Source organism: Paraburkholderia sediminicola, from assembly GCF_046026855.1.
Lineage (GTDB): Bacteria > Pseudomonadota > Gammaproteobacteria > Burkholderiales > Burkholderiaceae > Paraburkholderia > Paraburkholderia sediminicola_A.
This window is the reverse complement of sequence record NZ_JAQQET010000002.1, coordinates 276,371-300,666: the sequence shown is the minus strand read 5'-3', so window position 1 is coordinate 300,666 and position 24,296 is coordinate 276,371. Positions and strand designations below refer to the sequence as shown.

At 58.1% G+C, this 24,296-nt stretch carries 26 protein-coding genes and 2 pseudogenes; 13 read left to right on the top strand and 15 right to left on the bottom strand.

Going from position 1 to position 24,296, the window contains the following annotated elements; genetic code table 11:
- Positions 1 to 174 precede the first annotated feature (174 nt).
- Together tmpB and tmpA are read right to left on the bottom strand one after the other, a co-directional pair.
- Complete coding sequence (gene tmpB / locus PQR40_RS03550) at positions 175 to 765, bottom strand: (R)-1-hydroxy-2-trimethylaminoethylphosphonate oxygenase (RefSeq protein WP_408334560.1); 591 nt, start codon at positions 763 to 765, stop codon at positions 175 to 177.
- Positions 765 to 1,904, bottom strand: a complete 1,140-nt coding sequence (gene tmpA, locus PQR40_RS03545; RefSeq protein ID WP_408334557.1) for a 2-trimethylaminoethylphosphonate dioxygenase — start codon at positions 1,902 to 1,904, stop codon at positions 765 to 767. The genes tmpB and tmpA overlap by 1 nt, the downstream gene beginning before the upstream one ends.
- A 272-nt stretch (positions 1,905 to 2,176) precedes the next feature.
- On the opposite strand from tmpA, the gene PQR40_RS03540 reads away from it, so the two are divergent.
- Positions 2,177 to 2,587 (top strand): ACT domain-containing protein, encoded by a 411-nt coding sequence (locus PQR40_RS03540; RefSeq protein ID WP_408388293.1) that lies wholly within the window; start codon positions 2,177 to 2,179, stop codon positions 2,585 to 2,587.
- Between the two features lie 178 nt (positions 2,588 to 2,765).
- Here PQR40_RS03540 and PQR40_RS03535 read toward each other — a convergent pair whose 3' ends face one another.
- Positions 2,766 to 3,599, bottom strand: a complete 834-nt coding sequence (locus tag PQR40_RS03535; RefSeq protein WP_408224581.1) for an oxidoreductase — start codon at positions 3,597 to 3,599, stop codon at positions 2,766 to 2,768.
- 94 nt (positions 3,600 to 3,693) lie between these two features.
- Between PQR40_RS03535 and PQR40_RS03530 the strand changes: the two genes are divergently transcribed.
- Positions 3,694 to 4,677 carry an AraC family transcriptional regulator gene (locus PQR40_RS03530; RefSeq protein WP_408508458.1) on the top strand — a complete coding sequence of 328 codons (984 nt, stop codon included), beginning with the start codon at positions 3,694 to 3,696 and terminating at the stop codon, positions 4,675 to 4,677.
- A gap of 63 nt (positions 4,678 to 4,740) precedes the next feature.
- Here the strand turns inward: PQR40_RS03530 and PQR40_RS03525 are convergent, their stop codons facing one another.
- From PQR40_RS03525 to PQR40_RS03515, 3 genes are all read right to left on the bottom strand, one after another.
- Positions 4,741 to 5,457, bottom strand: coding sequence for an O-methyltransferase (locus tag PQR40_RS03525; RefSeq protein WP_408224578.1), 717 nt, complete (start codon positions 5,455 to 5,457; stop codon positions 4,741 to 4,743).
- A 105-nt stretch (positions 5,458 to 5,562) separates the two neighbouring features.
- Positions 5,563 to 5,871, bottom strand: coding sequence for a hypothetical protein (locus PQR40_RS03520; protein WP_408224576.1), 309 nt, complete (start codon positions 5,869 to 5,871; stop codon positions 5,563 to 5,565).
- A 12-nt stretch (positions 5,872 to 5,883) separates the two neighbouring features.
- Positions 5,884 to 6,465 carry an RNA polymerase sigma factor gene (locus PQR40_RS03515; RefSeq protein ID WP_408224573.1) on the bottom strand — a complete coding sequence of 194 codons (582 nt, stop codon included), beginning with the start codon at positions 6,463 to 6,465 and terminating at the stop codon, positions 5,884 to 5,886.
- 554 nt (positions 6,466 to 7,019) lie between these two features.
- Between PQR40_RS03515 and PQR40_RS03510 the strand changes: the two genes are divergently transcribed.
- The 3 genes from PQR40_RS03510 (at position 7,020) to PQR40_RS03500 (ending at position 9,560) form a co-directional block, all read left to right on the top strand.
- Positions 7,020 to 8,264 carry an MFS transporter gene (locus PQR40_RS03510; RefSeq protein WP_408508422.1) on the top strand — a complete coding sequence of 415 codons (1,245 nt, stop codon included), beginning with the start codon at positions 7,020 to 7,022 and terminating at the stop codon, positions 8,262 to 8,264.
- Between the two features lie 151 nt (positions 8,265 to 8,415).
- Complete coding sequence (locus PQR40_RS03505) at positions 8,416 to 8,847, top strand: hypothetical protein (protein WP_408224567.1); 432 nt, start codon at positions 8,416 to 8,418, stop codon at positions 8,845 to 8,847.
- A gap of 401 nt (positions 8,848 to 9,248) precedes the next feature.
- Positions 9,249 to 9,560 carry a hypothetical protein gene (locus PQR40_RS03500; RefSeq protein WP_408224564.1) on the top strand — a complete coding sequence of 104 codons (312 nt, stop codon included), beginning with the start codon at positions 9,249 to 9,251 and terminating at the stop codon, positions 9,558 to 9,560.
- 144 nt (positions 9,561 to 9,704) lie between these two features.
- Here PQR40_RS03500 and PQR40_RS03495 read toward each other — a convergent pair whose 3' ends face one another.
- Positions 9,705 to 10,826, bottom strand: a complete 1,122-nt coding sequence (locus PQR40_RS03495; protein WP_408388287.1) for a YncE family protein — start codon at positions 10,824 to 10,826, stop codon at positions 9,705 to 9,707.
- A 93-nt stretch (positions 10,827 to 10,919) separates the two neighbouring features.
- Between PQR40_RS03495 and PQR40_RS03490 the strand changes: the two genes are divergently transcribed.
- Positions 10,920 to 11,207 (top strand): hypothetical protein, encoded by a 288-nt coding sequence (locus PQR40_RS03490; protein WP_408224558.1) that lies wholly within the window; start codon positions 10,920 to 10,922, stop codon positions 11,205 to 11,207.
- Positions 11,208 to 11,328: 121 nt separating this feature from the next.
- On the opposite strand, the gene PQR40_RS03485 is transcribed toward PQR40_RS03490, so the two are convergent.
- The 3 genes from PQR40_RS03485 to PQR40_RS03475 are packed head-to-tail and all read right to left on the bottom strand — an operon-like array spanning position 11,329 to position 13,075.
- Positions 11,329 to 12,174, bottom strand: coding sequence for an MBL fold metallo-hydrolase (locus PQR40_RS03485; RefSeq protein WP_408334546.1), 846 nt, complete (start codon positions 12,172 to 12,174; stop codon positions 11,329 to 11,331).
- 21 nt (positions 12,175 to 12,195) lie between these two features.
- The gene (locus tag PQR40_RS03480; protein ID WP_408508421.1) at positions 12,196 to 12,522 is read right to left on the bottom strand and encodes a hypothetical protein; all 327 of its coding nucleotides are present in this window, start codon (positions 12,520 to 12,522) and stop codon (positions 12,196 to 12,198) included.
- A gap of 7 nt (positions 12,523 to 12,529) precedes the next feature.
- Positions 12,530 to 13,075 (bottom strand): sugar ABC transporter, encoded by a 546-nt coding sequence (locus tag PQR40_RS03475; RefSeq protein WP_408224549.1) that lies wholly within the window; start codon positions 13,073 to 13,075, stop codon positions 12,530 to 12,532.
- Positions 13,076 to 13,241: 166 nt separating this feature from the next.
- On the opposite strand from PQR40_RS03475, the gene PQR40_RS03470 reads away from it, so the two are divergent.
- Positions 13,242 to 14,135 carry a LysR substrate-binding domain-containing protein gene (locus tag PQR40_RS03470; RefSeq protein ID WP_408508420.1) on the top strand — a complete coding sequence of 298 codons (894 nt, stop codon included), beginning with the start codon at positions 13,242 to 13,244 and terminating at the stop codon, positions 14,133 to 14,135.
- 266 nt (positions 14,136 to 14,401) lie between these two features.
- Here PQR40_RS03470 and PQR40_RS03465 read toward each other — a convergent pair whose 3' ends face one another.
- A complete protein-coding gene (locus tag PQR40_RS03465) occupies positions 14,402 to 14,773 on the bottom strand; it encodes a hypothetical protein (protein WP_408508419.1) in 372 nt (123 codons plus the stop codon).
- Between the two features lie 872 nt (positions 14,774 to 15,645).
- Here PQR40_RS03465 and PQR40_RS03460 point away from each other — a divergent pair.
- On the top strand, positions 15,646 to 16,731 hold the full coding sequence (locus PQR40_RS03460; RefSeq protein WP_408508418.1) for a porin: 1,086 nt from the start codon (positions 15,646 to 15,648) through the stop codon (positions 16,729 to 16,731).
- 70 nt (positions 16,732 to 16,801) lie between these two features.
- Here PQR40_RS03460 and PQR40_RS03455 read toward each other — a convergent pair.
- Positions 16,802 to 17,089, bottom strand: a pseudogene (locus PQR40_RS03455) (FAD-dependent oxidoreductase); the annotation flags it as partial.
- 179 nt (positions 17,090 to 17,268) lie between these two features.
- On the opposite strand from PQR40_RS03455, the gene PQR40_RS03450 reads away from it, so the two are divergent.
- From PQR40_RS03450 to PQR40_RS03445, 3 genes and pseudogenes are all read left to right on the top strand, one after another.
- On the top strand, positions 17,269 to 17,730 hold the full coding sequence (locus PQR40_RS03450) for a cupin domain-containing protein (protein ID WP_408224540.1): 462 nt from the start codon (positions 17,269 to 17,271) through the stop codon (positions 17,728 to 17,730).
- Between the two features lie 38 nt (positions 17,731 to 17,768).
- Positions 17,769 to 18,149 carry a hypothetical protein gene (locus tag PQR40_RS39105; protein ID WP_494478194.1) on the top strand — a complete coding sequence of 127 codons (381 nt, stop codon included), beginning with the start codon at positions 17,769 to 17,771 and terminating at the stop codon, positions 18,147 to 18,149.
- A gap of 139 nt (positions 18,150 to 18,288) precedes the next feature.
- Positions 18,289 to 18,711: pseudogene (locus PQR40_RS03445) on the top strand (hypothetical protein); the annotation flags it as partial.
- Positions 18,712 to 18,840: 129 nt separating this feature from the next.
- Here PQR40_RS03445 and PQR40_RS03440 read toward each other — a convergent pair.
- From PQR40_RS03440 to PQR40_RS03430, 3 genes are all read right to left on the bottom strand, one after another.
- Positions 18,841 to 19,866, bottom strand: coding sequence for a CobW family GTP-binding protein (locus tag PQR40_RS03440; protein ID WP_408508417.1), 1,026 nt, complete (start codon positions 19,864 to 19,866; stop codon positions 18,841 to 18,843).
- Positions 19,867 to 19,884: 18 nt separating this feature from the next.
- Positions 19,885 to 20,844 carry an MBL fold metallo-hydrolase gene (locus tag PQR40_RS03435; RefSeq protein WP_408224655.1) on the bottom strand — a complete coding sequence of 320 codons (960 nt, stop codon included), beginning with the start codon at positions 20,842 to 20,844 and terminating at the stop codon, positions 19,885 to 19,887.
- A gap of 255 nt (positions 20,845 to 21,099) precedes the next feature.
- The gene (locus PQR40_RS03430; protein ID WP_408508416.1) at positions 21,100 to 21,978 is read right to left on the bottom strand and encodes a LysR family transcriptional regulator; all 879 of its coding nucleotides are present in this window, start codon (positions 21,976 to 21,978) and stop codon (positions 21,100 to 21,102) included.
- 239 nt (positions 21,979 to 22,217) lie between these two features.
- On the opposite strand from PQR40_RS03430, the gene PQR40_RS03425 reads away from it, so the two are divergent.
- Together PQR40_RS03425 and PQR40_RS03420 are read left to right on the top strand one after the other, a co-directional pair.
- Positions 22,218 to 23,354: a C45 family autoproteolytic acyltransferase/hydrolase gene (locus tag PQR40_RS03425; RefSeq protein ID WP_408334534.1), complete on the top strand. Its 1,137-nt coding sequence runs from the start codon at positions 22,218 to 22,220 to the stop codon at positions 23,352 to 23,354.
- A gap of 185 nt (positions 23,355 to 23,539) precedes the next feature.
- Entirely contained in the window at positions 23,540 to 24,292 is a 753-nt protein-coding gene (locus PQR40_RS03420; protein ID WP_408224652.1) for an alpha/beta hydrolase, read from the top strand.
- The last annotated feature ends 4 nt before the right edge of the window (positions 24,293 to 24,296 follow it).

The window sequence follows — 24,296 nt, the reverse complement described above, 5'->3', positions numbered from 1 at the left end:
ATATAAAACACGATTACCCCATTGATTCTGAGTTACCCGAAATCAATGGGGTTGAGTCTTTTATCGTTAAACTGGGTTCGTTGAAATGTCGATACGAAAGAACCGGAAAAACGATAAGGCAGGATGGGAAGCCGCGTCACGCTGCCATCGGGCTCCCGGTCGAACCGGCTGTATTCATTTCATACAATGCGCGTCCACGATTCGTTGGACCAAGGGCGCGTAATGTGCGAAGTCGGGTGTGTGTGCTCCAGCGATCTTCCCCGCATCGTCCACCCGACGAACCTTGATCACATCCTCGAGATTAGGGTTCTGGCTGAAGCGGGCAATCTCCTCATCCGTCATTGGACCGCCCTGGAGCCGAAGCGAATGGACGGACGCAGGGGACAGTTTCGCGAAATAGTGCGGATCGACGGCACAGAGATAGCGCTTTGCCGCGACATGCAGGCGAACGCAGTCGGTCACGACACGGGGAAAAAACCGCTCAACTATCACTGCACCCGCCGCATCGTGATAACGGTCCTGCGTATCGTTCATCGAGAACGCACCAAACTCGCTGGTGAAGTGACCAATATCGTGTAGTAGTGCCGCCACGATAATCGTGTCGCTCCCGCCACTCTGTTCGGCAAGATGCGCGGCCTGCAGCATGTGTTCCGCCATCGTGACGCCTTCGCCGAGATATTCCTCGCCGCCGCGACGCGCAAAGATATCGCCGATGAAGGCAACAATGTTGTCGGCGCTCAGCGACTGTCTGATCGATGCTGTCATCACGCCCGTTCCCGTTGCTTTTCCACGACTGCCAGTTTCGACAGCAAGCCGTCCTTGTCTGCATAGCATCCTTGCAACCAGCGGGAACCGGCCCCCGAGTACCCTCTGCGCGCGTGAAGCACGCGGGTGTTGTCGACGATGAAACATTCGCCGGGTTGCAGCTTGAATGTCACCTGCATATCCTCCTCGTCGATCAGGTCGCTCATCCGACGGTATGCGCGGTAGTAGTCGTCCATGTCGTTGTAAGGCACATCGACGATCGCGCTGGCCGACCGGTTGTTGAACCGCACGCCGACGAGTTCGCCATCGGGCATCAGTTCGATCATCGGGCGGCGTGAGCGAAGATGAACGCCAGCACTGCCGGTGTATTCGAAGCGTGCACAGTAGCGCGACAGCAGATCGAAGCCTCGCGGGCTTTCCTGCCTGAGTCGCTCGGCCGCGCGAAAACCATCCACCACCATGTTCTCGCCGCCGATGGCTGAATTTTCCAGGCAGTAAAGCACCTGCAGGGTAGGCACAGGGTCGCGATAGGGGTTGTCGGTATGGGCTTGCAGGCCAAGCCCTGTGAACGCGAGATTGTTCGGGTTCACTTCGGTACGCACTTCGAAGACCTTGCCGTAGTTGGTTTCGCGGACATAGCCGAACAAGGCGACAACCTCGAGAAGCGCGCCGATTTTCACGGGCCCTCCGGTCAACTTTGCGAAACCGAAACGCCGAATATCGTAAAGCCAGTCGCCAAGCGCACCGTCGGTGCGGCTGACTGTCGAGAAATCCGCACACGGCACGCGCTGGCCCAAACCCGCGTCCCATGTTTCGATTTCTGTCGAGACCCAGCCTGGCGCGCGAGAATGCACGCCGTCATAGGCATGTTCGGCGAGCCAGTGGATGTCGTAGACGATCTCCCTGCCGTCGGGCTGGAATGTCACGCGCAGCGTTCGCTCGTCCACCGAGGCAGCGGCAATACGAACGTCCGCCGAAATCTCTCCGAGCGTGATCAGCCGTTGGCCGTTACCCGGTGCCCGGGTCGATTCATCGCGCGCATTGTCTCGTAGCCAGATCGCGTGAAAGCGCCGCTCCCTGCCGCCGCGAAAAGTAAGCGAAACCGCTTTCCCTTCGTCGAGAATTTTCACCGTGTCCACGTTTTTCCCGTTGCATGGGTTATCACAGGCCGTATTTCATACCTGTCCCTACCCAGTGACAAACAATCGTTCTGGGTAGCGAGACCCCAAAATCGTTATGGATCCGCCTGGCATGAATCGGCGGGACCCAGGCAGTTGGGAACGGTTTGAGCGGGACCGGCTAAATCATCGACAATCGGTCATCCGAATCTTCCCCCTATACGGTTTAGACGCCGAGCCCTAAACTCAACGAAGCCATGAGTGACATGGAGCGATGCTGTGCAGGAGGTTAAATGAACCCGGTTTCCGATCTGTCTGTTCTATTAAAAACGTTGAAGCCGGTGCTTAACCCGGGCGTGTTTGTGTTTGCTTCGGTCAAGGACGGTCATGCCATTGACCCGTCCGTCATCGTTGCGTCAATCCGGGAGCCTGAGGGGTTGTCGGTCATTACGAGTGAGACGGACGCGGCGAGGAGCGGTTTGAATGCCTTGTTCAAATGTGCCTGGATTACGTTGACCGTGAATTCAGCCTTGGATGCGGTGGGGTTGACCGCGGCATTCGCCAGTGCATTGGGGTATGCCGGCATCAGCTGTAACGTGGTGGCGGGTGCGTACCACGATCATATTTTTGTTCCGCTCGAATCGGCAGAGACGGCGATGCAGGTACTTCATAAATTGCAGACGGATGGCGGTATTGGGCAATAACCAGTCAGTCCGCGTTTCGATCAACGGTGAACTTCCTGGTTCGGCCGCAACCCGTCATTCAAATACGTCGTCGGTAAGACGGCCGGGCATCGGCGGCGTATCCGCAACCGGCCATCCGACGCTGTTCATTGCTAATGCGCCGCTTCAGACCGTTCCCAAATACGGGCGCTACGCGTACTCATCCGTCCGTCGATCTAGTAACAGCTTCCCACGCGTCAAATTCTGCACTGAGCGACGATAGCTTTTCCCGGACCAAACCGAGCGCATCACTTCCTAGCAGAAGATGCGATGGCGGCTCGTCGCTTTCGATAACGGACAACATGGCACGTGCAGCTTTCACAGGATCCCCGAGTTGCCTGCCGCTTTTCTCTTCCCGCCCTTTTCTGATCGGGTCGAACAGAGAATCGTAGTCCGGGATCGAGCGCTGCGTTCGAACCATCGAACGACCGGCCCACTCAGTGCGAAAAGACCCAGGTGCCACTGCGGTCACGTGGATGCCGAACGGCTTGACTTCTTTACCGAGGACCTCGGAGATTCCCTCCAATGCGAATTTGCTGCCGCAGTAGTAGGCGATTCCCGGCATGGTGGTGAAGCCGCCCATCGATGTGATGTTGAGAATATGTCCGCGTCGCCGTTCGCGCATATACGGCAATACGCTCTTCATGACGGCAACAGCACCGAACACGTTCACGTCGAATTGCCGACGCATTTCAGCAAGCGGCGACTCTTCCATGACGCCCTCGTGACCGTAACCGGCGTTGTTCACCAGTACGTCCAGCGGTCCCACGCTAGCTTCAATTCCGTTGACGACACCTTCGATTGAATCGAAATCAGTAACGTCAAGGACTCGACCGAATGCGCTTGCAGAGTCAAGCGATTCAAAGCGCTGTTTTGCCTGCTCGCTTCGTACCGTGCCGACGACCCGATGCCCTGCGGCGAGCGCTTCTTCGGCCAATGCGCGTCCGAAGCCGCTACTGACGCCCGTGATAAGCATGGTTTTGGTTGATGGCATTGCAAACACTCCTGCGCTGGTTGGGAGAGTTGCATGTTATTCTGAAAATTCCCTGGAAATCAGACCAGATTTTCTGTATTTATTGCCTATTTCTATGAACAAAGCGGCCCGCAAAGAGCGCGTCGAGCAACGTGTTCCCTCTGCCAGTGCACGTGAACAGCGCCGGATGGTGGCCTTGCTGACTGCGCTGGCTCCGCAGGAAGGCTACAACCTGACTGCGTTGCACGATGTGCGAATCCTGCGCTCGGATCGGGCGTTGTCTCGCACGCCGGTGCTATACGATCCCGGCATTGTGATCGTCTGCCAGGGTAGAAAGCGGGGATATCTGGGTGACCAGGTTTATGTGTATGACGAGCAGCACTATCTGGCTGTTGCGGTGCCGGTCCCTTTCACGATGGAGACCGATGCGACGCCCGAGCGTCCGCTACTGGCCCTGTATCTGCATCTGGACTTTCAGGTAGCGGCCGAGCTCATGATTCAGATAGATCGTCATGGTTTGTCATCGTCAGGCGACGTGCCGCAGACCATGATGTCGAGTCCAATGAATGCGCCGATGCGAGAGTCTGTACTGCGCTTTCTGGAGGCAATGAACCGGCCACTTGACGCCGCAATCCTTGGTCCGGGACTGGTGCGTGAATTGTATTTCCGTGTTCTTACCGGCGGACAAGGCAACACAATGCGTGCGGCTTTAGCGATGCAAGGTCAATTCGGGAAGATTGGGAAAGCGCTGGAGCGTATCCATGCGACCTATGCAGAGCCGCTAGATCTTCCCAGCTTGGCAAACCAGGCCGGGATGAGCGTTCCTACGTTCCACAGCCACTTCAAGGCTATCACGAGTACGTCGCCGATGCAGTACGTGAAATCCACTCGATTGCATCAGGCTCGCTTGCTAATGGTGCGCCAAAGCATGACTGCTGAGGCGGCATGTCATGCCGTCGGCTATGCCAGCCCTTCTCAATTCAATCGGGAATTCAAGCGGCTCTTTGGCCGAACGCCTGCCGCGGAGACGAAACGCCTTCGCGAGAGCTTCGCGCTGCCTCCAGCCTTTCCGGAGTCAAGGTTCGTCTCGTCGCATTGAGGGGCAGGTGATTGCGATTTCCAGGAATCGAGGACTTCCGACTGGCGTCCGCCGCACATCAGCTTAGGAAACGACGACTGTAAATTCGATCCCCGATTCAAAGTCCAGCGTCGTGCTTGAAAAGCGCGGATTGTCGTCGAGGTACTGCTTGTATGGTCGAACGGCGTCCTCAGCGGTGTACATGTTGTCGGCGAGAACGATGGATCCCGGGCGTAGCAGCCGCTCAATCTGCTTGAACAGATTCAGATACGTGTTGGCCCATACGTCGATAAATACCATGTCGAAAGCGCCGTCTAATTCGGAAACGGTCTGGAAGACATCACCCTCCCGAAGGTCGACATAGGCGTCTACGCCCGCCGTTCTGACGTGAGCCCGGAGTTGTGCGCACTTTGCAGGGTCGAGTTCAGTTGCGACAACCGTGCCGTTGCCCAACGTGTGAAGGGCTTCGGCGAAATACAGCGTGGATACGCCGCAGGAGCTGCCGAGTTCGAGAATTCGAGCCGGCTTGTGCGAAAGCACCATGTTGCGCAAAAATCGTCCCGTCTCTGCTGACACGGCTAACGACAGAGGCGTGCCTTGCGAGGATTCGAAATCTTCGCTGGATAGTCCGAGCGTTTCGAGAAACCGTCCGCGTAGTCGAGGTGCGAGCGTGTCGTATTCCTCTGCGAGAGTCAGGAACTCCTCGCTCGATCCCTGGAACTGCGCCCGTGCGCGGGCAATCACTTCTGTCTGGCTCTGTTCGTGAAGCCGCTGCAGAAGCATTGTGGCAGGTAATGTCATACGCTCTCCCAGGTAACTGATCGCCCGTGCAGGGCACACCGCCGCGCGACATGCGCCGTGACGGGCTTGTTCCGGTTGTGGCCGGTCTTCAATTCTCGCGCATGCTCAATCTTCCGCCGGCCGGGTCGGACGTGACCCTCTCGCCGCCTGGAATCGTTCCCGTTCTTCTGGTGTCATCGCATCCCATTTGCGCCAATGCCGTCGACCGCGCCAGCCACCGTGTCCGCGGAATCCGCCAAACAGGATGCGGCTCAGAACCAGCAAGCCAAGTGCATGTGCGAAGTCGATGGTACGGGCGCCAACGAATAACGCCGGAATCACCCAATTCCATAGAAGCGTGACCGCGCACCCGAGCACGCCTATGCCGACCACCACGAGCAGTGCTTTACCGGCACATCTGATTCGATAATTCATCCGTCGAGTCCTCTAAATATCCAGTTCGTCATAAATGGCCTGCAGTCGGACACGCAGATGCAAGACCGCGTAGCGTTTGCGCGCGAGCAGCGTATTGAGCGTGACACCGCTTTCCGCCGCCATGTCTTTGAAGGACCGCCCCTCCAGCTCGTGCGCAATAAACACTTCGCTCTGATTGGGCGGTAATTCATCGAGCGCATCCTGCAAGGCCTTGAGCAGTACAGTGCGAGCGTAGAGGGCTTCGGGACCTGCGTCGTGTGCTGGTAGGGCGAGATCGAGGCGATACTCACTTCCGGTGTCATCGTCATCCTGTGACAGCTCCGGCAACGGCTGCTCTTTCTTCTTGCGAAAACGGTCGATGATGCGGTTGCGTGCGGCACGGAACAGCCACGCGCTCGCTTGTTCAATCGGAGCGGGAAGGCGGTAAGCCTGCACGAATTCGTGGAAAACATCCTGCAGGATGTCCTCGGCGTCGTTTGGATCGCGGATGCGACGCCGGATAAAATTGACGAGCTTCGTGCGCTCACGCACCACGGTCGCGGTGATGTCGCTGTCTCGATCGGTCATCGTGTCCGTGGTGCGTGGCGGTTCCATGCGTCTGAAGACGTTTCAGGAATGCGAATATTGTGGGCCGCCCTGAAAAAAACTGCGTTCAGTAGCGGCCTGCGCGCTTAACGCAATGCTTGACGAGGTCGCGAGCATTATCTAACTGAAAGAAATGGCTGAGCGATACGGCTAGATCCATTTAAAAAGTCTATAGGACCGACGCTCGAGCCGAGCATGGCTGCGTCTGCTGCAGATAGGCCGCAACGGGCCGCTTTCACCATACCCGACGATCTGCTCAGGGGGCGACTACGGAAATCCGAAGCAAACTCGGGACTCCCCCGGCCCGGTTCGACAATGAACTGCCGGCTTCAGCCATTTGCTGCCATCGCGACCATCGGATCGGATGACGGCTATTAACGAGAACGCGGACTGCTCGAGCGTTTGCAACTTCAAGCCTCAGCCCGTTGTTTCGGTAATGTGGAAGTGACCAGTTCGACCTGATCATAGCAATCGGGAAGCGATCGCGATAATCTGCAGCGTGCGCGCCGGACGGACCGTCGCTGCCGAACAGGTTCAGGACCACAACCGGGGGGCGTTTCACAATGTCTGACCAAAGCGATAGTCAATCTGTCACGATGTCTGACCGAACCGGTAGCCAATCTGCATTGCGTCAAGTTGCAGCTTCGAGGCTTTTTCTCGGCGCAACGATTGCGATGTTTCTGTCGGGTCTCGGCGCGTCGGCGGCTGCACCACAGATCGTTCTGTTCCTGGTGAGGGAACTCGGCGCCTCGCTGCCGTTGGCGGGATTTTATTACCTGACCAGCCTTGCGGCTCCAGTCGCGGGGTATTTCGTCGGCCGCTACTCCGATCGCACAGGGAATCGCCTCGGTCTTTTTCGCATGTGTGCAGCGGCGGGCTTTGTGGGCTGGGCGGGGCTGGCCCTCTCTAGTTCGATCTGGATGCCCTTCATCATCGCCGTCGCTTTGCTGGCCGTTTCCGGTGCTACCGCCTCGCAAATTTTTGCGGCGGTCCACGATGAACTCAGCGACAAGCCCGGCGACGCAAATGAAAGTGTCGTTGCCATCATCCGTATGGCGCTTACCGGCGGATGGATCATCGGGCCTGTCCTGGGCGCGTGGGTGGCGGCTGCCTATGGCCTGCGCTCCATGCTTTGGATGACCGCCATCTGCATGCTTTTACAGATCGCACCTCTCGGAACGCTGAACCCGACCGCCAGGCTCAAGCCGGAGTCGGCGAGTGAGCCCGCGCGTCACTCCAGCCTACGTGCCATGCTTCCACTGCTGACGTTCACAGGACTCTTCGTCATGGTCTACGCAGGGGAGCCTGTGAAGTACGGCTTCCTGCTGATCTACATGGAAGAACACCTCAAGCTAGGCCCGGCCGTACGGGGAGCGGTCATCGGCATACAGCCATTCATCGAGCTACTCATCATGCCCTTCAGCATCGGGCTGGGCCGCAAGCTTGGCAACGTCTGGTTGATGTGTATCGCGGCTGCCATGGGGGTGTTTGCCAATCTTTGCTTTGTGCTCTGGTCGTCCGCAGCAGGTATGTTCGCCGGACAGATCCTCATGGGTGGTGTTTGGGGCATATTTATGGTTCTGGGCATCATCGTTGCTCAACGCCTGCTTCCCAACGCGGTAGCAACGGCGTCGGCAATCTTCATGAGCTCGACGGCTCTCTCCTCGGCGTTAGGAGGCATTGCAGGCGGTTTCGGGGTCGCATTCCTGGGTCTTCCCAATGTTTTCCTGCTGCCAGCGCTCTTCGCGGGTATTGCCGTTATTGGACTGGCATTGATGGCACGCACCGAAAGCTTCAAGGCGTATTGATCTCGCCAGTCCCTTCGCGCGTTTCACCATCCCGCTAAGGGAGTCATTTGCAGGCCTTCGACATGCCGACCAAAATTGACGACAATGTTCCCACGGAGCGATTACAGGTCGTGCTCCGTCGTCGGAGACGCCGCTGCATCTAAAAGGAAACATGAGACGACTATTCCTCGCTGCGATCGCAGCCACCTCTTTCGCGACTTGCGTTCATGCGCAAAGCAACGCGTCCGGCCCGCTCGTCACCCCCTCGGGCAATCTGCAATTCGTGCGCATTGACCGCGATTTCGTGGGGATGCTTGACAAGGAAATTTTCGATCGCTTCGGCGCGAACACACTCATGCATTTCGATGACGTCGACAACGCAAATGACACCGTCACGCGCACGCTCGTGCAGACTGATTCCGGCCCGGTGCTGTACGACTTCCGCCGCCGTCCGCCACTTGTCCAGCATTTGGGTGAGCGCATGACAGTCAAGCGCGTTTTCTGGCAAGGCGATGAAGTCGTGATGCAAAGCTCGCAAGGCTGGTTCCGATTTAAACGCGGCGCGCTGACCAAGCTGCAGTCGTCTACGACGACGTACCATTAACTACGCGCGCACCTCAACTACGTGCTCGTCAGCAATGACATGCGTGGCTGTTCGCTATCCACACAGCCCAATCAGTTTCCTCGCGGGTCACGTAGCGTGCTACGCGCAATGCCGAACCACGCCGGCCTGAGCTTGGGGACCGGGACGCATTAGGCGTAATTCCGGAAATTGAAATTCACCCTTGCGAACAATGCGCTTAATTATCAGCGGCCGCTTTCCTAAACTTTGTATCACCTGCTATGGACCCGATTTCGCGCTGTCGGCGCATTGTAATCATCAATACTGTGCAATACCGGCCTCAGAAGCCTTATCGCACGTGGCTTGAGCCGATTGGGACATAGAGGGCACTGTGGGCATATCGTTTGTATTTAAATTAGAGTCCAATCAAGGAGGAACGGGTCATGAACAAGGCAACCAGCACATTAATTGCGGCCGTCGCCGCACTCACGCTGTCGGGCGGCGCTTATGCACAGAGCAACAACACGCTGGCGACCCCGAGCACCGTGTCGCCGGCCGCCGTGTCCCCGGCCACTACAACGAGCGGCTACGGCGCGCCTGGTGTCACCAACTCGGACAGCGGCATGGGCGCCATGTCGCCGAACTCGGGCCTGCCGAATAGCCCGAGCAATAGCTCAACGTCCCTCACCAACGTTCCCGGGAGCCACAACACGCTGGCGACCCCGAGCGTAGTGTCGCCGGCCGCCGGCCAATAACAGTTGTTAAAGATGACAACCCGGCGCAAATAAGCGCAGAGCGGCAAAGCGCTTCAATCGCGTGGCACGCAGTTGTGGTTTTGACCGGTCTGCGGCAATCGTCATTCAATCCATCCCGCTAGGCGATGACCCACATCGGAAAGACTAATGAGTCGAGAACACTGAGATCCCCCCGTTCGGGAATCCTGCCGCGCCGGGCTGGAACGGCACATACACTTGCCCAAGCGTGCTGTCGATCGCGACAGAGTGCGCGCCTGTGCCCACCGGAATCTTGAAGAGCAACTGCCGTGACGCGCCATCGATTACGCCCATCTGCGGGCTAAATCCCGACGCTGCAGCGACACCGCTCGTGACGTAGTGCCGGGCCGGGAGGAAATAGCGGTTGGAAGCCGGATCGTAACTGGCCTGGTCCACCCCGCCAAATGGCAGGCTGGCTTGAATTGCGCCACTCGTACGATCGAGGATCAGCGTGATGAGCGGGTCGCCCGCGGGTGGATCGCATCCCACGAGCACGTCGTTATTCGGGCCAAGCACGATTCCCGCCGGTCCGCATTTCCCTAGTGGAAACGATTTGCTGACAGAAGGACTGCCTGCCACTGCAGAACTGGCGGTAATGACATCGAGTTCGCCATCGGGATTGGCAGAAGTCCCATCATTGTTGATCAAAAAGCTCTTCGAGGCAGAATCATATGCGCACGCTTCGAGCCCCGACGAACCGTTGAATGGAAGCTTTGCCACTGCCTTTTGTGTCAGCGTGGAAATCAACGTGACAAACGGCGGCGAGTCTCCGGGGCTTGCGAACATCACAAGGTGGTCATCAGGATCGTAGCAGCCCTCGTCGACGCGCGATCCGGAATTACTGATGACGATTGTGTTGACTGTCTTTTGCGCAGCCGTATCGATCACCTTCACTGAGTCGACGTCGCCTACATAGATCGTGTTCGTGCCGGTGATACCTACAATTCCGTCTGGACCGGACTCGTCTGTCGTGGCGCCGGCACCGATGAACGGCCCTGGGATCTGCGCGATCAACGTGTTCGATCCGGTGTCCACGACATCGACTGCTTTGTTATTGCGGTCGGCGAGAAAGTACTTGCCGGCCTCGACGTAGCCGATGTCGAAACTGAATGGTGGGCTCGAAGCATTAGGCACGGCGATGTTCGTCAGTAGCTTTGGCGGTGTCGGTGCGCTGACGTTATCTCCACCTCCGCAGCCGGCCAATGCGGCCGCAGCGAGCAACATCAAGGTCATCATGCGCTTTTCCATCGATTTGTCTCCTTTCCATTTTTTGGTCTGACCGTCGGTCCAGGGATCGGCTTGAGTACTGAAATCTATCCCGCCCCTGAACGACGACGATCAATGAACGATTCCTTAAGGAATCTTAAGAAATGGTCATCTGAAGAGATAGCCACGTTTCCCATGAATGCGGCTGCGCAGCGCATGAATTGTGGCTATAGACTGGCTGTCTGGCTCACACAATGGCGGCGCGACGGTAAATCGGAAAGTAAAACTTATTTATGGTCTGCATTACGTGGACGCTATACCCGTAATGAATCTGAAGCTTCCGTAGACGTGGTGGCGACATGTCAGCCGCAATTTCGCGCTGCGGATTTTGCCGGCTCTGCGCGACGTGAAGGAGTTCAGTGAGCCAGATGTGTTAAGCCACACAGGCGATTGGACCGGCATGATCGCTGCAGCCTGGATGCTGCTTATCGAGGTACGGACCTTCGTAAGCGGCGGTCGAAGATGGTTGCTTCTGTTCGCGGCCTCATGCTTCGTTCTCGTAAAGCAGACCGTAGCTCCCGCTCGTTCGCTTTATTCGCGCGAAACCGAGTTCCCCCAAATGCATACCGGCGATCAAAAGTCCTTCCGAACTGACCAGGTCGAGAAGCCGTGATCGTGTGGTGGCTGCCAGAGAAGGGTCTTGATCGAATGCAATCGATACGTCTGGCCGTTCAATCTGGATGTGAGGAAAATGAACAATATCTCCCCAGACAAGCAGGCCCTGATCATGGGATTCGAGAAGATATCCGGAGTGTCCAGCTGTGTGTCCCGGTAGCGACATCGCTCTGATACCAGGAAGCACTTCCCCCTCATCGAAAGTGCGGAGCTTGTTGCGATAGCCGTCAAACACTTGTCGCGCTATCAGGAAGTTACCTCGGGAACGTTCGTTAGCATGACTTAAATTTCCATCATCCTGCCAGAATTCAACCTCTCGCTGATGAGCAACAAGCTCGGCATTCGGAAAAGCAATTTGTCCGGCTGTGTCCACTAGCCCTCCGACATGGTCGGGATGGGCGTGTGTGAGCAGGATTGTGTCTATCTCAGATGGTTCGACGCCAGCAAGCGATAAATTCGTTTTCAGGCGGCCACCCCAGTGCTTGATGCCTCCAGCCCCACCGTCAATGAGAATGGTGCGGCCCGCTTCGCGTACTACATAGCAGTTGATATGCACGGCGGAAGGCTCCTTCTGCCCTGCATCACTTTGCATTCTGGAGGCGTCGGACGGGTCGATGTTCGAGAGGAAGTCCAGGCTAGCGGTGAGGTAGCCGTCGCTGATTGCGGTGATCGTGAAATCCCCGACTTGCTGACTTGGAAAGGTAAAGGTGGACACAATTCTTCTCCGGAAGACTTTCTAATTTCGGGCGTGAATGTTCGATGCGGCATACCCAAAACAACGGATGCGCGCCGTGAGACCAGTGCAGCGCGCGATGGCGTCGTCCAGGGCTTCCATGAACTGGTTCATTACTGGGGGCGTGCGGAACGTCTCAAAGCGATATTGGACTTCTGCGAAGACGGGATGTCCGTGCCCATGCCGAACGTCGACATAGACGACATGAACGTTTTCGAGTGCCGCTTCAAGGACACGCGTACAGAGTTTGATGCAGTCGCTGGAAAGCTCGGTAAGCCTCTCGTCAGACGGCATTTGCCCCGTAGGAATATAGAAGGTGACATTGGGCATCGCGGACCTATTTTCCCTGTTCGGTCGAAAGGGTGCGGGAACACGTTAGTTGTTCCGTCATCGGCGAGTAAAGGTGGATGCCTTCCGACATGCTCTCGACAAGCTGAGCGTTTCGCCGGGGCAGTCTTGCGAGCCAACGGCGGTCCGGAAACTTCTCCAGTGCAACTGCTTGCATTGCCAACGGTGTGAGGCCCATCTGGATCAGAGGTTCGGGGCCGCCTGCGCAAAGCACGAGGAGTTCATCTGCATCGACTGCCGGCGCGAGGCCGATATCGCTGTAGAGATTTCGGTGCCAGTCGATGATGTGTTGCTGCCACCTTGCAAAATTGCCACCGCCTTTCTGGCGATATTCCTCGCCCGTCAGGACGTCGAGACTGTCAATCGTGTGGACGGCGAGGTAGACCGGGCAGCCATCGCTTAACGACTTGAAGCGCTGCGACGTGTGGAAGCCAGTGACCGAGATGAGGGCGGGCAGTTTTTCAAGGCTGTAGAAGTCGTTCCATTCGGCTTCGCAGTTGGGATCGGCGAAGCTGCATTCCACGGTGTAGATCATCAGATTGTCCTTCGTGACGGGCGAGCATATTGCAGTAAATGATCCATGCTCATTGCAGTAAGGTAATGCTAATCTGAGATTTTCAGCGTATATAGCGATATAAAGTCAGCCTTCAGTGACGTTTACTCAAGCTGACGTCGAACGCATACCAATTGGCGAGACTTCAATGCGACGTAAGATTCCAAGCAATTCCGCGCTCCTGGCTTTTGAGGCCGCGGCTCGACACGGCAGCTTCGCCCGCGCGGCCGAGGAGTTAGCGCTGACTGAGGGCGCGGTCAGTCGTCAGATCGGTCGATTGGAGGCGTTTTTGGGCGTCGCGCTGTTCGAGCGCGTTGGAAATCGGGTACGGCTTGCGGCCAGCGGCACACGATACGCGGTGCAGGTTCGCGAGATTCTGGATCGGCTGGAACGGGACAGCCTATATCTGATGGGACAGCCCATCGCGGGCGCGAGCATTGATATCGCCGCAATTCCGACCTTCGCCACCCGCTGGCTTATCCCTCGACTGAAACGCTTTCAAAACAAGCATCCGAACATTACCGTGCATATCGCCGAACGTATGGAACCCTTCATTCTTGCCGGTAGCGGTTTCGACGCAGCAATCCATTTTGAGCATCCAGCATGGGCGGGTATGCATCTACATCGCCTGCTGGAGGAGGTGCTTGTGCCCGTCTGTAGTCCGGCGCTTCTCGCAGACGCCGATGCGAACATATCGCTAGATGAGCTGCCACGCCTTCACAGGCGACAAAATCCGGACGCGTGGCAGCTTTATGCACAAGAGGCTGGCATCGTACTGACCAATTCCGCGGTTGGCGCGCGTTACGATCTGCATTCCATGCTGATAGAGGCGGCGCTAGCCGGCTTGGGTGTTGCATTGGTGCCGCGTCTTTACGTCGGGGCAGAGCTTGAACAAGGCCGTTTGGTCGCGCCTTGGCCGGACGGCAAAGCGATCACCAAAACCTTCTGCCTCGTTCTTCCTGATCCGATCGAGTTGAGTGAAGGTCCACTACAGGCATTTGCGAAATGGATTCTTCACGAAGCCGGGGGCTTGGCGGCTTAAAGCAGCGCCTGACGCTCATGACAAAACGGCCCTCCCTCTGCAGTTTCCCTCGCCAGGCGGCCGCCTCGCTTCGAATCGACCGTCGCGAATCAATGAACGGGCGTTGTACTTTGAAAGCCGCCTAAATGTCGCATTGGGTCGACAGAGCGCAACGGGTCGAGATGTGCCGGCCGTCGTCCGTTGCAGTGCGGTCGCCAATGCGCCGGGGAATATGGAACTGAAAAGGCCCACGTTCGTGAGCCAAGGGGTCGCGAAAGCATTCGGCGTTAAAGCGTGTTCCGGGCCGGATGCAGCGCAACTGCGGCGACGCGCTCACTTTGTGTGCGCCGGACTGCACGTATCTCGCGAAGGTGTCGAACCGCCGTTCGTGCCGCTATCACCGCGTCGGATAACCGCGCGATGGAACCCGCAATGAAGACGAGGAACAGCGCACCGATAATCAGCGCATACGCGGTGACAGACATGACCGCATAGCGAGTATTCTCGTCGTTGCTGTGCGTCGCCCATACATCGGGCAGTTGGAGCAGGATGAATCCGGCTCCAGCTGCGAGTGATACCCATAGCAGAAACACGGCGCTGGAAAAGAGAAAGAGGCAAAGGCTGCGCGTGGCCTTACCCGCGGCGCGTACATAGCTCATGATCGACTCCAAGAAAGGGTCTGCCCGGCGTAGTTACCGGTGCAACCGGCCCCGATGACTTGATTACGGCAGCCAAAACGCATGACTTGATGTCGAACAGCCGCTTCAAATGCGGCGAATTGGCGACGCGCACCGCTGGTTCCTTCAGATGCCGTGTCGATTAAACATATTCCCTGGCAGCCTAAAGATTCAGGGGCGAATGGCCCCATTACTCCATTACTACTCCATCCGATGGCTGCACCCGCGCAGCAAAACGGAGTTCGCATGCCCACGCTATTGAGGGTTGAACCGAGCGAGGAGGGTGGCCGGCAGACGCTGAACTGGAAAGCGGGCACTGTCCGGCCATCCAACTGATGCGATCCAGTGTTTCGCACAAACTCGGCGCTACAGTCCTTCGCGAGTGCGGTTTATCACGCATAGACCATGCGGTGAGCTGCACAGACCGCACATGGTTCGCCGGATCGTTACTGGTTTACCCCGTCCGGTTGCGAGTAAAAAAATGCCATTCAATCGAAGTTTTATACATGGACCCATCGCCTGCCGCGCAATTAACCTTGTCGAATGATGTTCGATACGTTTTCGCCGGAATCGAAATCGACCAAAGCAAAAAATACATTCAATCAAAGGAGATCGGATTGAGCAGCGAAACTACTTAAGGCTGTTAGCTTGCCCCGCCGTTACCGTCCTCCGATCCGACAGACAAGAACCCGGGGCCGCCCCGAAACCGGCTCCCCATCCGAAAGACCGCGGCATATCCGGGCGTATTGGGTGCGCTCGATCGCTCACTGGATGGCATTTATATTAGCTGTACAAACTAATAACAATTCATAAAAGCGTCGGCATTCCGATGTGAATAAGAACGGAGATCCTGTATGAAAAGGTTTATCATTCTCGCATCCGGCGCAGTCTTTTCCTGTGCGTCCGCCTCCCCCGTGTTCGCGCAGTCGACGGTCACACTCTATGGCGTGCTCGACAATGGCTTTGTCTATCAAAGTTCGAGCGGCAACAATTCGGCGATCCGTGCGGTACCCGGTGGACTCTTCGCGACACGTTACGGTTTTAAGGGCAGCGAGGATATCGGTGGCGGCCTGCACGTCAATTTCCAGTTGGAGCAAGCCTTCTCCGGTCAGACGGGTGCGGTAACAAACGCGGCCGAAGCCTTTAATCGTCTAGCGTATGTTGGCCTGTCCGGCGGATTCGGCGAAGTCCGCTTCGGCTTGCAGAACTCGCCGCAATACGACGTCCTTCAGGCGGCAATGGATCCGTCCTGGGTCAAAAGCATCGCGTCGCCCATGAATAATTTCAACGGTCTGATCATCCGTGTGAACAATGGTATTTCCTACTACACGCCCACGTTTGATGGGCTGAACGCTAAATTCATGGTGGCATTGCGCGATTCGACGACCGGGTCGGGCAACGGCATAGGGTTCTATAACGTTATCGTCCAGTACATCAACGGGCCGTTGAATGTGGCGGCCGGCTACGAGCGGGGAGACGAACCTGGCGTTGGGGCGGGTGGCAGCTACACGCTGGCGGGCGGTGGTGCCGCGGGTCCTGGCGCGGTATTTAGCGTGTTCAACGCGGGGGCTTCGTATGCGATCGGTGCCAACCGCATCTGGCTGGCCTATCACACGGAGAACCTGACCAACACGCCGAAATACAAGCAGCACGATGTCTACCAGATATCGGATTCGTATCAACTCTCACCATTTGCTTTGCTTTCGCTGATGTACGGTTACCTGTACGACCGCACGGGTGAGGGCAACAATGCACAGCAATTGGGCCTGCTTTTCGAGTACTCGCTGTCTAAATCGACCGAGCTCTATACCGCGGCCGGTTTTATCCAGAACAGGAATCAGGCGCTATACACGCTCTCCGGCACCGCGTATTCGGGCCTTGCGGTCACGCCCGGCACCGATACGCGCGGCATTGGAGTCGGCTTGGTACACAAGTTCTGAGGCAATGGCAAAAACTCGCTCGGCGGTCGGTTATTTCCAATGCGAATTGCGGTCGAATTTTCGATTGGCGGCGTGGCTGTTGCGCCCGTTGCGTGGCAGTCGAAGCGTTGTTGCTGCCTGAGTCATTTCTCGCGCGTTGCGGCATCGCGATGTCGTTCAGCAATCCCCGGCGATAGAAGGCTTCGATGGTGGGCACCGAAAGGCCGCGCATGCCAAACGGAAGCCGCTTCAAGGGAGAGCGCGAGTCCTCGGCTTGTTCCAGCACCAGCACTGAGAGGTCAGCGAGGCGCAGTTCGCAGGCGAGAAACAAGCCGACAGGGCCGGCACCGGCAATCACAACGTCATAGCTCAAAGACATATTCCTCAAGCGATTTGGCCGCCTCCACGTAGTGCAAAAAAATTGACTTCACGGGATACTTGTCTGGCTCTTCCAATAGGTTCCCGCAGCTCGGACAGTTGGAAGGCTATTCGTGTCCTGGAACATGCCCGCCGAACTTTGCCGACTCAATTTGTCAGCGTGGAATTACGGAGCCTCACATGCCCAAGATCAACATCGCCGACGTACCGGAACGTCAAGGTACGGGGTATCCGTCACCGTTCGATGCCCCCTGCGCCGATCGTATACGCCAGCGACTGGCCAACGCCGGAGGCCTCAGTGATTTTGGGGTCAATCTTATGCGCTTACCACCGGGCAATTGGTCGAGCCAACGCCATTGGCACTCCGCAGAAGACGAATTCGTCTACGTCCTTGAAGGCGAGCTTACTTTGATCGAAGACGACGGCGAAACGACGCTCCAGGCCGGCGACTGTGCTGCCTTTCCAAAAAACACCGGCAACGGCCATCACATGATTAACAAGTCGAACGTGATGGCCGTTTATCTCGAAGTCGGCTCGCGCTCACCTGCGGATGTCATCACCTGCTCCGACATCGACATGATGAGCCCAAGTGTCGACGGCCGGTTCCTGCATAAAGACGGCACACCGTATTCCGATTCTTGAGCAGCCAGTTCTACCAATGGATTTGCAGCTGATAACGAATGACGATTTCCGGGGAATTCGTACGTCCGATAAGGTCGATTTCAGCCGGCCATTGCATCAAGAACATCGAAATGCGACACGGTACGATTGCCCGTCTTCATCCCTGCATCTCGCCCAGAATCCATGCGCAAGCTTGCCTATCTGCTTCTCTCGATCACGCTCGCCTCGCCTCGCCGCTCCCGGCTCTAGCGCTCGGCAACGACAATCCAGACTACGATCAATGCATGCTGCTTTCGCTGAGGAACAGCGAAAGCAGCATGGCGGCAGAAGCGATTAGATGCTCGTGCGACGCGCAGAAAGCATTATCGACGCCTGTAATTCGGAGCCGGCCAAACCAGGCCTCTCTCTTCCTGTTGAAGCAGTGTGAGACAAAGCTTTGAGTGGTGCATGTCGAATCCATGTATCTGAATAGCATACACATGTCCGGCAACCAATATATCTGAATAATTAATCGAAAATTAGCTTTAACATGAGCGCCGTTGTCCGCACCCCGTTCTCAACTCATTCCGCTTGAAAAATATGAAAACAAAAGCTTTGTTCTTGAGTGTGCTCGTTGGTACGGCGATTTATATGCCGCAACTCAGTTGGGCCGAAACTATTAATGCACAGTCCCACACTTCGGGAATTAGCGTCAACGACGACACTCCGGCCATTGCCCGCCTAAAGTCCGCAACTGCGAAACCTATTACCGTCAGGCCGTGGAGTCTTCCAACGGCCCGTTTCCAATCATTGCGAACAACGCGTGATACTACATTTACCGCCGCGACGGTAGCGCCGCCTGTTACAGGCTGTGCGGATATTCAAGTTGGTGCGGCGTACAACGCAAGTACCGCGCCTTCCGGGCAAACAGACTGTTTTGAGTTCGTTGCAGCTGATGTGACCAAGACTGTGGCCTATGTCGTTAATCTCCCATTTAATGAGGAACACGACGCCCACCAGGTTTTCAGGTGGCGGGCTAAATGCAAAAGCCTGGATTCATTCGAATATGTTATGCCAGGTGAATCTGGGCATAGTTAGGCTATTAGTTGACGAAAATACCCAAATTGCATAATTCATATAAATATTTGTCGATTACGTCACTTCCTCCACTCCCGCTTCGCGCAGAAAATGCGCAATCGTCTCCTCAATCACCGACCTCGCAAGCCCCTGCACGATAAACACAAGCCGCGTCGTATGATCCTCATCAGGCCACGCTTCAAGCCGCAAGGGTTCATGTAGCAACTGCTGCACGCCATGGAACACAACTGGCCGCGATTCGCCGATGAAATTGCCAATCCCCTTGACCCGCAAGATGTGCTCGCCGTGATAGCCGAGCAGTACCGTCAGCGCGGTTTCGAATGCCTGCATCGGCAATGGCTGCGAGTAAGTCAGGCAGAAGCTGTCGATGTCCGGATGGGCCGCGCGTGACGCCGTCGCGCCACGCATCAGCAACTTGCGCGGCGCAGGCTCGGCGCGTAACCAGGGCCGCAGGGCACGCGGTGTCAGGATGTCGAGCAGATGGTGTGCGTCAATCTCGCCGTTGCGCACCGGGATGCGAGTCGCACCCGGATTCAGCGCCTCAAGCGCTGCCTCGAGCTCGGCAAGCGCGGGCGCATCGACCAGTTCAGCCTTGGTCAGCAACAGCCGGTCCGCCACGGCCACCTGCTGACGCGATTCCTCATGCCGGGCAAGTTGCGTGGCGCCGTGTTTCGCGTCCACGGTCGTCACGATGCCGTCGAGTTGCAAGCGACCTTCAAGCGCCGGGTCACCCAGCAGCAACGAGATCACCGGGCCAGGCCGCGCAAGCCCCGTGGTCTCGATCAAAATCCGCTCGAACGCGGGAATCTCGCCGCGCGTGCGGCGCTCCAGCAAATTGGCCACGGTCGCGGCCAGCTCGTCGCGCACGCCGCAACACAGGCAGCCGTTTGCCAGAAGCGCGATGGTCTCGTCGCGCGAGGTGCTGACGAACAGATGATCGAGACCGATCGCGCCCAGTTCGTTGATCACCACTGCACACCGGCCCAGCGCCGGTTGCGGCAGCAGGCGATTAAGCAACGTGGTTTTACCCGACCCGAGAAAGCCAGTCAGCAACGTCAGGGGAATCGCAGCGGATTGCATGGTGGCGTGCCCTGACACTCAGATAACCTGCAGATCTTTTCCGACGATGATCTGTCCGTCGAAATGCCTGCGCGTATCGGCGGCCCACATCTCGTCGGTAATCGCGGGATCGCCGCCGGGCACGAAATGGCTCAGCACCAGTGTCTTGACGCCGGCCGCCGCGGCGATCTTGCCGACCTGCTCCGTGGTGGTGTGGCTCTTCGTGAGGTGATCGAGCAGTGTCGGCGCGTTGTCGACGGTCTTCATCAGCTTCTCGAGCGCGGGCAGGTACATCACTTCATGCACCAGCACGTCAGCGCCTTTCGCGAACTCGGCAAGCGCCGGGTAGTAGGTCGTGTCGCCGGAGAAGACCACGGTGCGGTCGCGAGTCTCGAAGCGGTAAGCGAATGCCGGCTTGATCGTGTAGTGGTCGACCAGTGTCGAGGTGACGCGCACGCGGTCGTCTTCCATCACGAGGCGTGGGCCGTCGAATTCATGAATGTTGATCAGTGGCCGGAATGGCGGGCGGCCTTCTTCGCGCATCCGCACGTCGAGGTCGATCGCGTTCATGTCGACAAAGTCGTCGATCATCTTTGTCATGCGCGGCGGCCCGTACAGGTTGACGGGCGTGCGCAGGCCGGTGGCCCAGGCGAGGAACACGAGGTTGCCGAGATCGGCGTTGTGGTCCGAATGATGGTGGGTCAGGAAAATGTCACGGATGCCCGGCAGTTTGATACCCGCTTTGGTCAATTGCAGCGCCACGCCGTTGCCGCAATCGACCACGTAGGGCTGACCGTCGACCACCAGCACGTTCGCCGGTGCCGCGCGCAGGTCGGACGGCGTCGGGCCCCCCTTGGTGCCGAGCAGGATCAGCTGTGTGCCTTTTGTGGCGTGTCCGGTGGCGGGTGCAGGGGTTGCGGAGCTGGCCGGTGACTGCGCGTTGGCGTCTTTCATCCACGGCAGCGCTGCGGTGGTGCCTGCTGTCACGGCAATACGCATGAAATCACGGCGGGAGCGTCCGAACGGCTGATCACTCATGGGTCTGTGTCTCCTGATATTTTGGTTGGAGTGTGCTCGATTTTCCTGAGTCAATCCTCGGGAGTCAGCACATCGACCAGTATGCCAAGGATCCAGGCGCTGCCCCCAGTTTCGGCCGTTCGACATCGCGGCGCGAGTCGTCGACAATCCCGTGCGCGAAAACGCTGCGTCAAGCGCAGGCGCTGGTGGATCGCAAGGAGCCTGAAGGCGGGGGCCTTACTCGGCCAGCGCCGCGAGCAATTGGTTCTTGACGATCGCGGTGGCCAGCGGCTGCCGCCCGAATTCATACCAGCCGATGTGCCGGCGCCACGCGGTGCCCGGAATCGGCCTCACCGACAGTAGCGGGTCTTCGTCCCAGGCGGCATGCCGCAGACGCGGCACGATCGACACGCCCACGTTCTGCCGCACCAGATCGGCAATCGCGGCGATCGAGTTCATTTCCAGAATGGGGTTGACCTCGACGCGCAGCCGCCGAAGCAGGCTCGCCACATGGGTGCCTGTCAGCGATGCGGCTTCGAAGGCGATGAACGGATGACGCTTCAGCAGTGAGCTCACCGGCGCCTCGGCCGGGGCGATCGCCGGATTGACCAGCAGTACCAGTGGTTCATCGTAAAGGCGCTCCCACGACTCGGGTAGCGTGGTTGCCCGGGGTTCACTGACGATCACCGCCGCATCGATTTCCCCGGCACGCACCTGGCGGTCCAGTTCGGCGCTGCTGCCGTGCGCGAGGCGCACCTTCAGCCCGGGGTAGGGGACCCTCAGCCGGATCACGTTAGCCGCCAGAAAACCCATTGACGACACCGTCGAGCCGATCGTGATCGAGCCTTCGATGCTGAGTTCGTCGGCCACGCCGCGCAACAGCGAGTCATACGCGGCCACCACCGTGCGCGCCTGCTGGATGATCGATCGGCCGGCATCGTTCAACTGGATGCTGCGCCCGCTGCGGTCGAACAACTGGCGCTGGCATACGCGCTCCAGTGTGCGCATCTGCGCGCCGACAGCGGCGTGCGTGAGCGCCATGCGATCGGCGGCCGCCGCCATCGTTCCATGTTTCTCGATCGCGAGAAACGTCCGCAGCATTCGAATTTCACTCATGCGGGATCTCCTCCAAAGCCTCCGGGACGTGCACGGATTGCACGATTTCCCCCTGTCTCCGCGCGTCCCATGATCGCACAAAACGGAAAAATCTCTTTCCTTTCGATAAAGAAAATAACGCTTTTTATTTTGTTTGTGGCCAATGAGAATCGATTTGTCACAAATCAGGCCGATGGCGTCAGCGCGGGCTTACTCCCGCTTTATGCCGTCGGCGGCAGCCAGGGTGAGGAGTCCCACACATGTCGCAAATCCAGCAGTTTCCGCAGTTTCCATTCGTCAGCGTGTCCGGCAAACCGTATGAACGCGGCTTGCAATATGGCCGTGCGGCGGCGGCGCGTGTGCGCCTGAGCGCATCCCGCTATGGTCAGACGCTGCGCAATCTTGGCTACAGCGAAGCGTCGCAGACGGCGCTGATCCGCTCGCTCGAACAGGTCATCGGCGAGTTTCAACCTGCGTACCTGGACGAGATGCGTGGCATTGCCACCGGAGCGGAAGTGCCGTTCGAAGACATCGTGATGATCAATGCCCGGACCGAAGTGCTGGCCAAGGCGCGCGTCGAAATGGCGCTGCAGGCCGACGACGAAGACGGTTGTACCGGTGTACTGGTGCTGCCGTCGCGCTCGTCGACCGGGCAGTTGATCCATGCGCAGAACTGGGACTGGAAGGCCGATTGCGTCGATACCGGCATCGTCTTGCGCGTACGCAGCGACGACGGCCCCGACTTTCTGACCTTTGTCGAGGCGGGTGGCCTCGCGCGTAGCGGGCTCAATGCCGCGGGCGTGTCCATCACCGCGAATTATCTCGAGTCCGAGCGCGACTTCACGCAACTGGGCGTGCCGCTGTCGCTGCTGCGCCGGCGCGTGCTGGAAGAGCCGGTGTTCTCGAATGCGTTGCGAGTGATCGTCACCACGCCGAAATCGTGTTCGAACAACATCATGCTCGGGATGGCCGAAGGCTTCGGCATCGATTTCGAATGCGCGCCGAACGAAGCTTTCCCGATCTATCCGGACGACGACCAGATGATCGTGCACGCGAACCATTGGCTCAGCCCGGTCGCCCGCGCCAAGCTGCTGGATACCGGTTGCGATAGCTCGCCGGACAGCTATTACCGCGACTGGCGCGTGCGTCAGTTGCTGAAAGCCGCACCGAAGGTCGATCGCGACGCGGTCAAGGCCGCGTTGTTCGATGCGTTCGGCACGCCGTTTTCGGTATGCCGTCCGCCGCGCCCGGGCACACGTCACACGATGACCGCGACAGTCGCGATGATCGTCATGCTGCCGGGCGCAGGCGAAATGGATGTCGCACCGATGCCCGCGCTCAACCGCGTTTTCACCCGCTACAGCCTGCACCACGAACCGCTCGCCGAAGCGGCGTGAGTTGTGAATAAGCCGTGTGCCACGCAACGCGGGGCATGCACGAGACCGTTGGAATCGTCAGAGAGGAACGACAGATGTTCGATGCAGAGAAGCGATCCACTCCGGGTCATGAGAAAGCGCAAGCGCTGTACGACCTGGGTTCGACCACCGTGTACGCGAGTCGTCACGATCCACGCTTTCCGTATGTGCTGTACGTGCCGCCTGAAGTACTGACACCCGGCAATGATGTCGAACTGGTCGTCGTGATGCATGGCACCGGGCGTCAGTTCACGCAGTATCGCGATGCGTTCGCGCCGTTCGGCCGCTGGAACCGCTGCATCGTGCTGTGCCCGCTGTTTCCGGTGGGCGTGCGCGGCGATGGCGAGCGCAGTGGTTTCAAGCGACTCATCGAAGGCGATATCCGCTACGACAAAGTGCTGCTCGACATGGTGACCGAAGTGGGCGAGCGTTATGGCAAGCGCTTCGACAAGTTCGCATTGTTCGGCTATTCGGGCGGCGGGCAGTATGTGAACCGCTTTGCGTACGCGCATCCGGAGCGGCTGTGGGCCGCGTCGATCGGTGCGCCCGGCAACGTCACCGTGCTCGACGACACGAAGGACTGGTGGCTGGGCACGGGCGGTTTCGAGCGACACTTCGGCAAGCCATTCGATCTGGCCGCCTTGCAGCGTGTGCCGGTGCAGATGGTGGTGGGCCGGGCAGATCTGGAAACCTGGGAAATCACGGTGTCCGAAGATAGCCCGATGTATCTGCCAGGTATCAACGATGCCGGGGCGACGCGCCCGGAGCGGCTACGCACGCTGAAGGCCTCGTTCGAGGCTGCCGGCGTTCGCGTGTGCTTCGACGAGATGGCCAATATCGCCCACAACGGCATGCAGGTTGTCGAGGTGGTTCAGGATTTTTTTGCGCAGGCGTTGCGCACCCTGCGGGCCGGAGGATAAACAC

Bases quoted from the DNA above. Each gene is read 5' to 3' on its own strand.
- tmpB (WP_408334560.1), bottom strand. From the start codon at position 765: ATGACAGCATCGATCAGACAGTCGCTGAGCGCCGACAACATTGTTGCC.
- PQR40_RS03540 (WP_408388293.1), top strand. From the start codon at position 2,177: ATGAACCCGGTTTCCGATCTGTCTGTTCTATTAAAAACGTTGAAGCCG.
- PQR40_RS03535 (WP_408224581.1), bottom strand. From the start codon at position 3,599: ATGCCATCAACCAAAACCATGCTTATCACGGGCGTCAGTAGCGGCTTC.
- PQR40_RS03530 (WP_408508458.1), top strand. From the start codon at position 3,694: ATGAACAAAGCGGCCCGCAAAGAGCGCGTCGAGCAACGTGTTCCCTCT.
- PQR40_RS03525 (WP_408224578.1), bottom strand. From the start codon at position 5,457: ATGACATTACCTGCCACAATGCTTCTGCAGCGGCTTCACGAACAGAGC.
- PQR40_RS03520 (WP_408224576.1), bottom strand. From the start codon at position 5,871: ATGAATTATCGAATCAGATGTGCCGGTAAAGCACTGCTCGTGGTGGTC.
- PQR40_RS03515 (WP_408224573.1), bottom strand. From the start codon at position 6,465: ATGGAACCGCCACGCACCACGGACACGATGACCGATCGAGACAGCGAC.
- PQR40_RS03510 (WP_408508422.1), top strand. From the start codon at position 7,020: ATGTCTGACCAAAGCGATAGTCAATCTGTCACGATGTCTGACCGAACC.
- PQR40_RS03505 (WP_408224567.1), top strand. From the start codon at position 8,416: ATGAGACGACTATTCCTCGCTGCGATCGCAGCCACCTCTTTCGCGACT.
- PQR40_RS03500 (WP_408224564.1), top strand. From the start codon at position 9,249: ATGAACAAGGCAACCAGCACATTAATTGCGGCCGTCGCCGCACTCACG.
- PQR40_RS03495 (WP_408388287.1), bottom strand. From the start codon at position 10,826: ATGGAAAAGCGCATGATGACCTTGATGTTGCTCGCTGCGGCCGCATTG.
- PQR40_RS03490 (WP_408224558.1), top strand. From the start codon at position 10,920: ATGAACGATTCCTTAAGGAATCTTAAGAAATGGTCATCTGAAGAGATA.
- PQR40_RS03480 (WP_408508421.1), bottom strand. From the start codon at position 12,522: ATGCCCAATGTCACCTTCTATATTCCTACGGGGCAAATGCCGTCTGAC.
- PQR40_RS03475 (WP_408224549.1), bottom strand. From the start codon at position 13,075: ATGATCTACACCGTGGAATGCAGCTTCGCCGATCCCAACTGCGAAGCC.
- PQR40_RS03470 (WP_408508420.1), top strand. From the start codon at position 13,242: ATGCGACGTAAGATTCCAAGCAATTCCGCGCTCCTGGCTTTTGAGGCC.
- PQR40_RS03465 (WP_408508419.1), bottom strand. From the start codon at position 14,773: ATGAGCTATGTACGCGCCGCGGGTAAGGCCACGCGCAGCCTTTGCCTC.
- PQR40_RS03460 (WP_408508418.1), top strand. From the start codon at position 15,646: ATGAAAAGGTTTATCATTCTCGCATCCGGCGCAGTCTTTTCCTGTGCG.
- PQR40_RS03450 (WP_408224540.1), top strand. From the start codon at position 17,269: ATGCCCAAGATCAACATCGCCGACGTACCGGAACGTCAAGGTACGGGG.
- PQR40_RS39105 (WP_494478194.1), top strand. From the start codon at position 17,769: ATGACGATTTCCGGGGAATTCGTACGTCCGATAAGGTCGATTTCAGCC.
- PQR40_RS03440 (WP_408508417.1), bottom strand. From the start codon at position 19,866: ATGCAATCCGCTGCGATTCCCCTGACGTTGCTGACTGGCTTTCTCGGG.
- PQR40_RS03435 (WP_408224655.1), bottom strand. From the start codon at position 20,844: ATGCGTATTGCCGTGACAGCAGGCACCACCGCAGCGCTGCCGTGGATG.
- PQR40_RS03430 (WP_408508416.1), bottom strand. From the start codon at position 21,978: ATGAGTGAAATTCGAATGCTGCGGACGTTTCTCGCGATCGAGAAACAT.
- PQR40_RS03425 (WP_408334534.1), top strand. From the start codon at position 22,218: ATGTCGCAAATCCAGCAGTTTCCGCAGTTTCCATTCGTCAGCGTGTCC.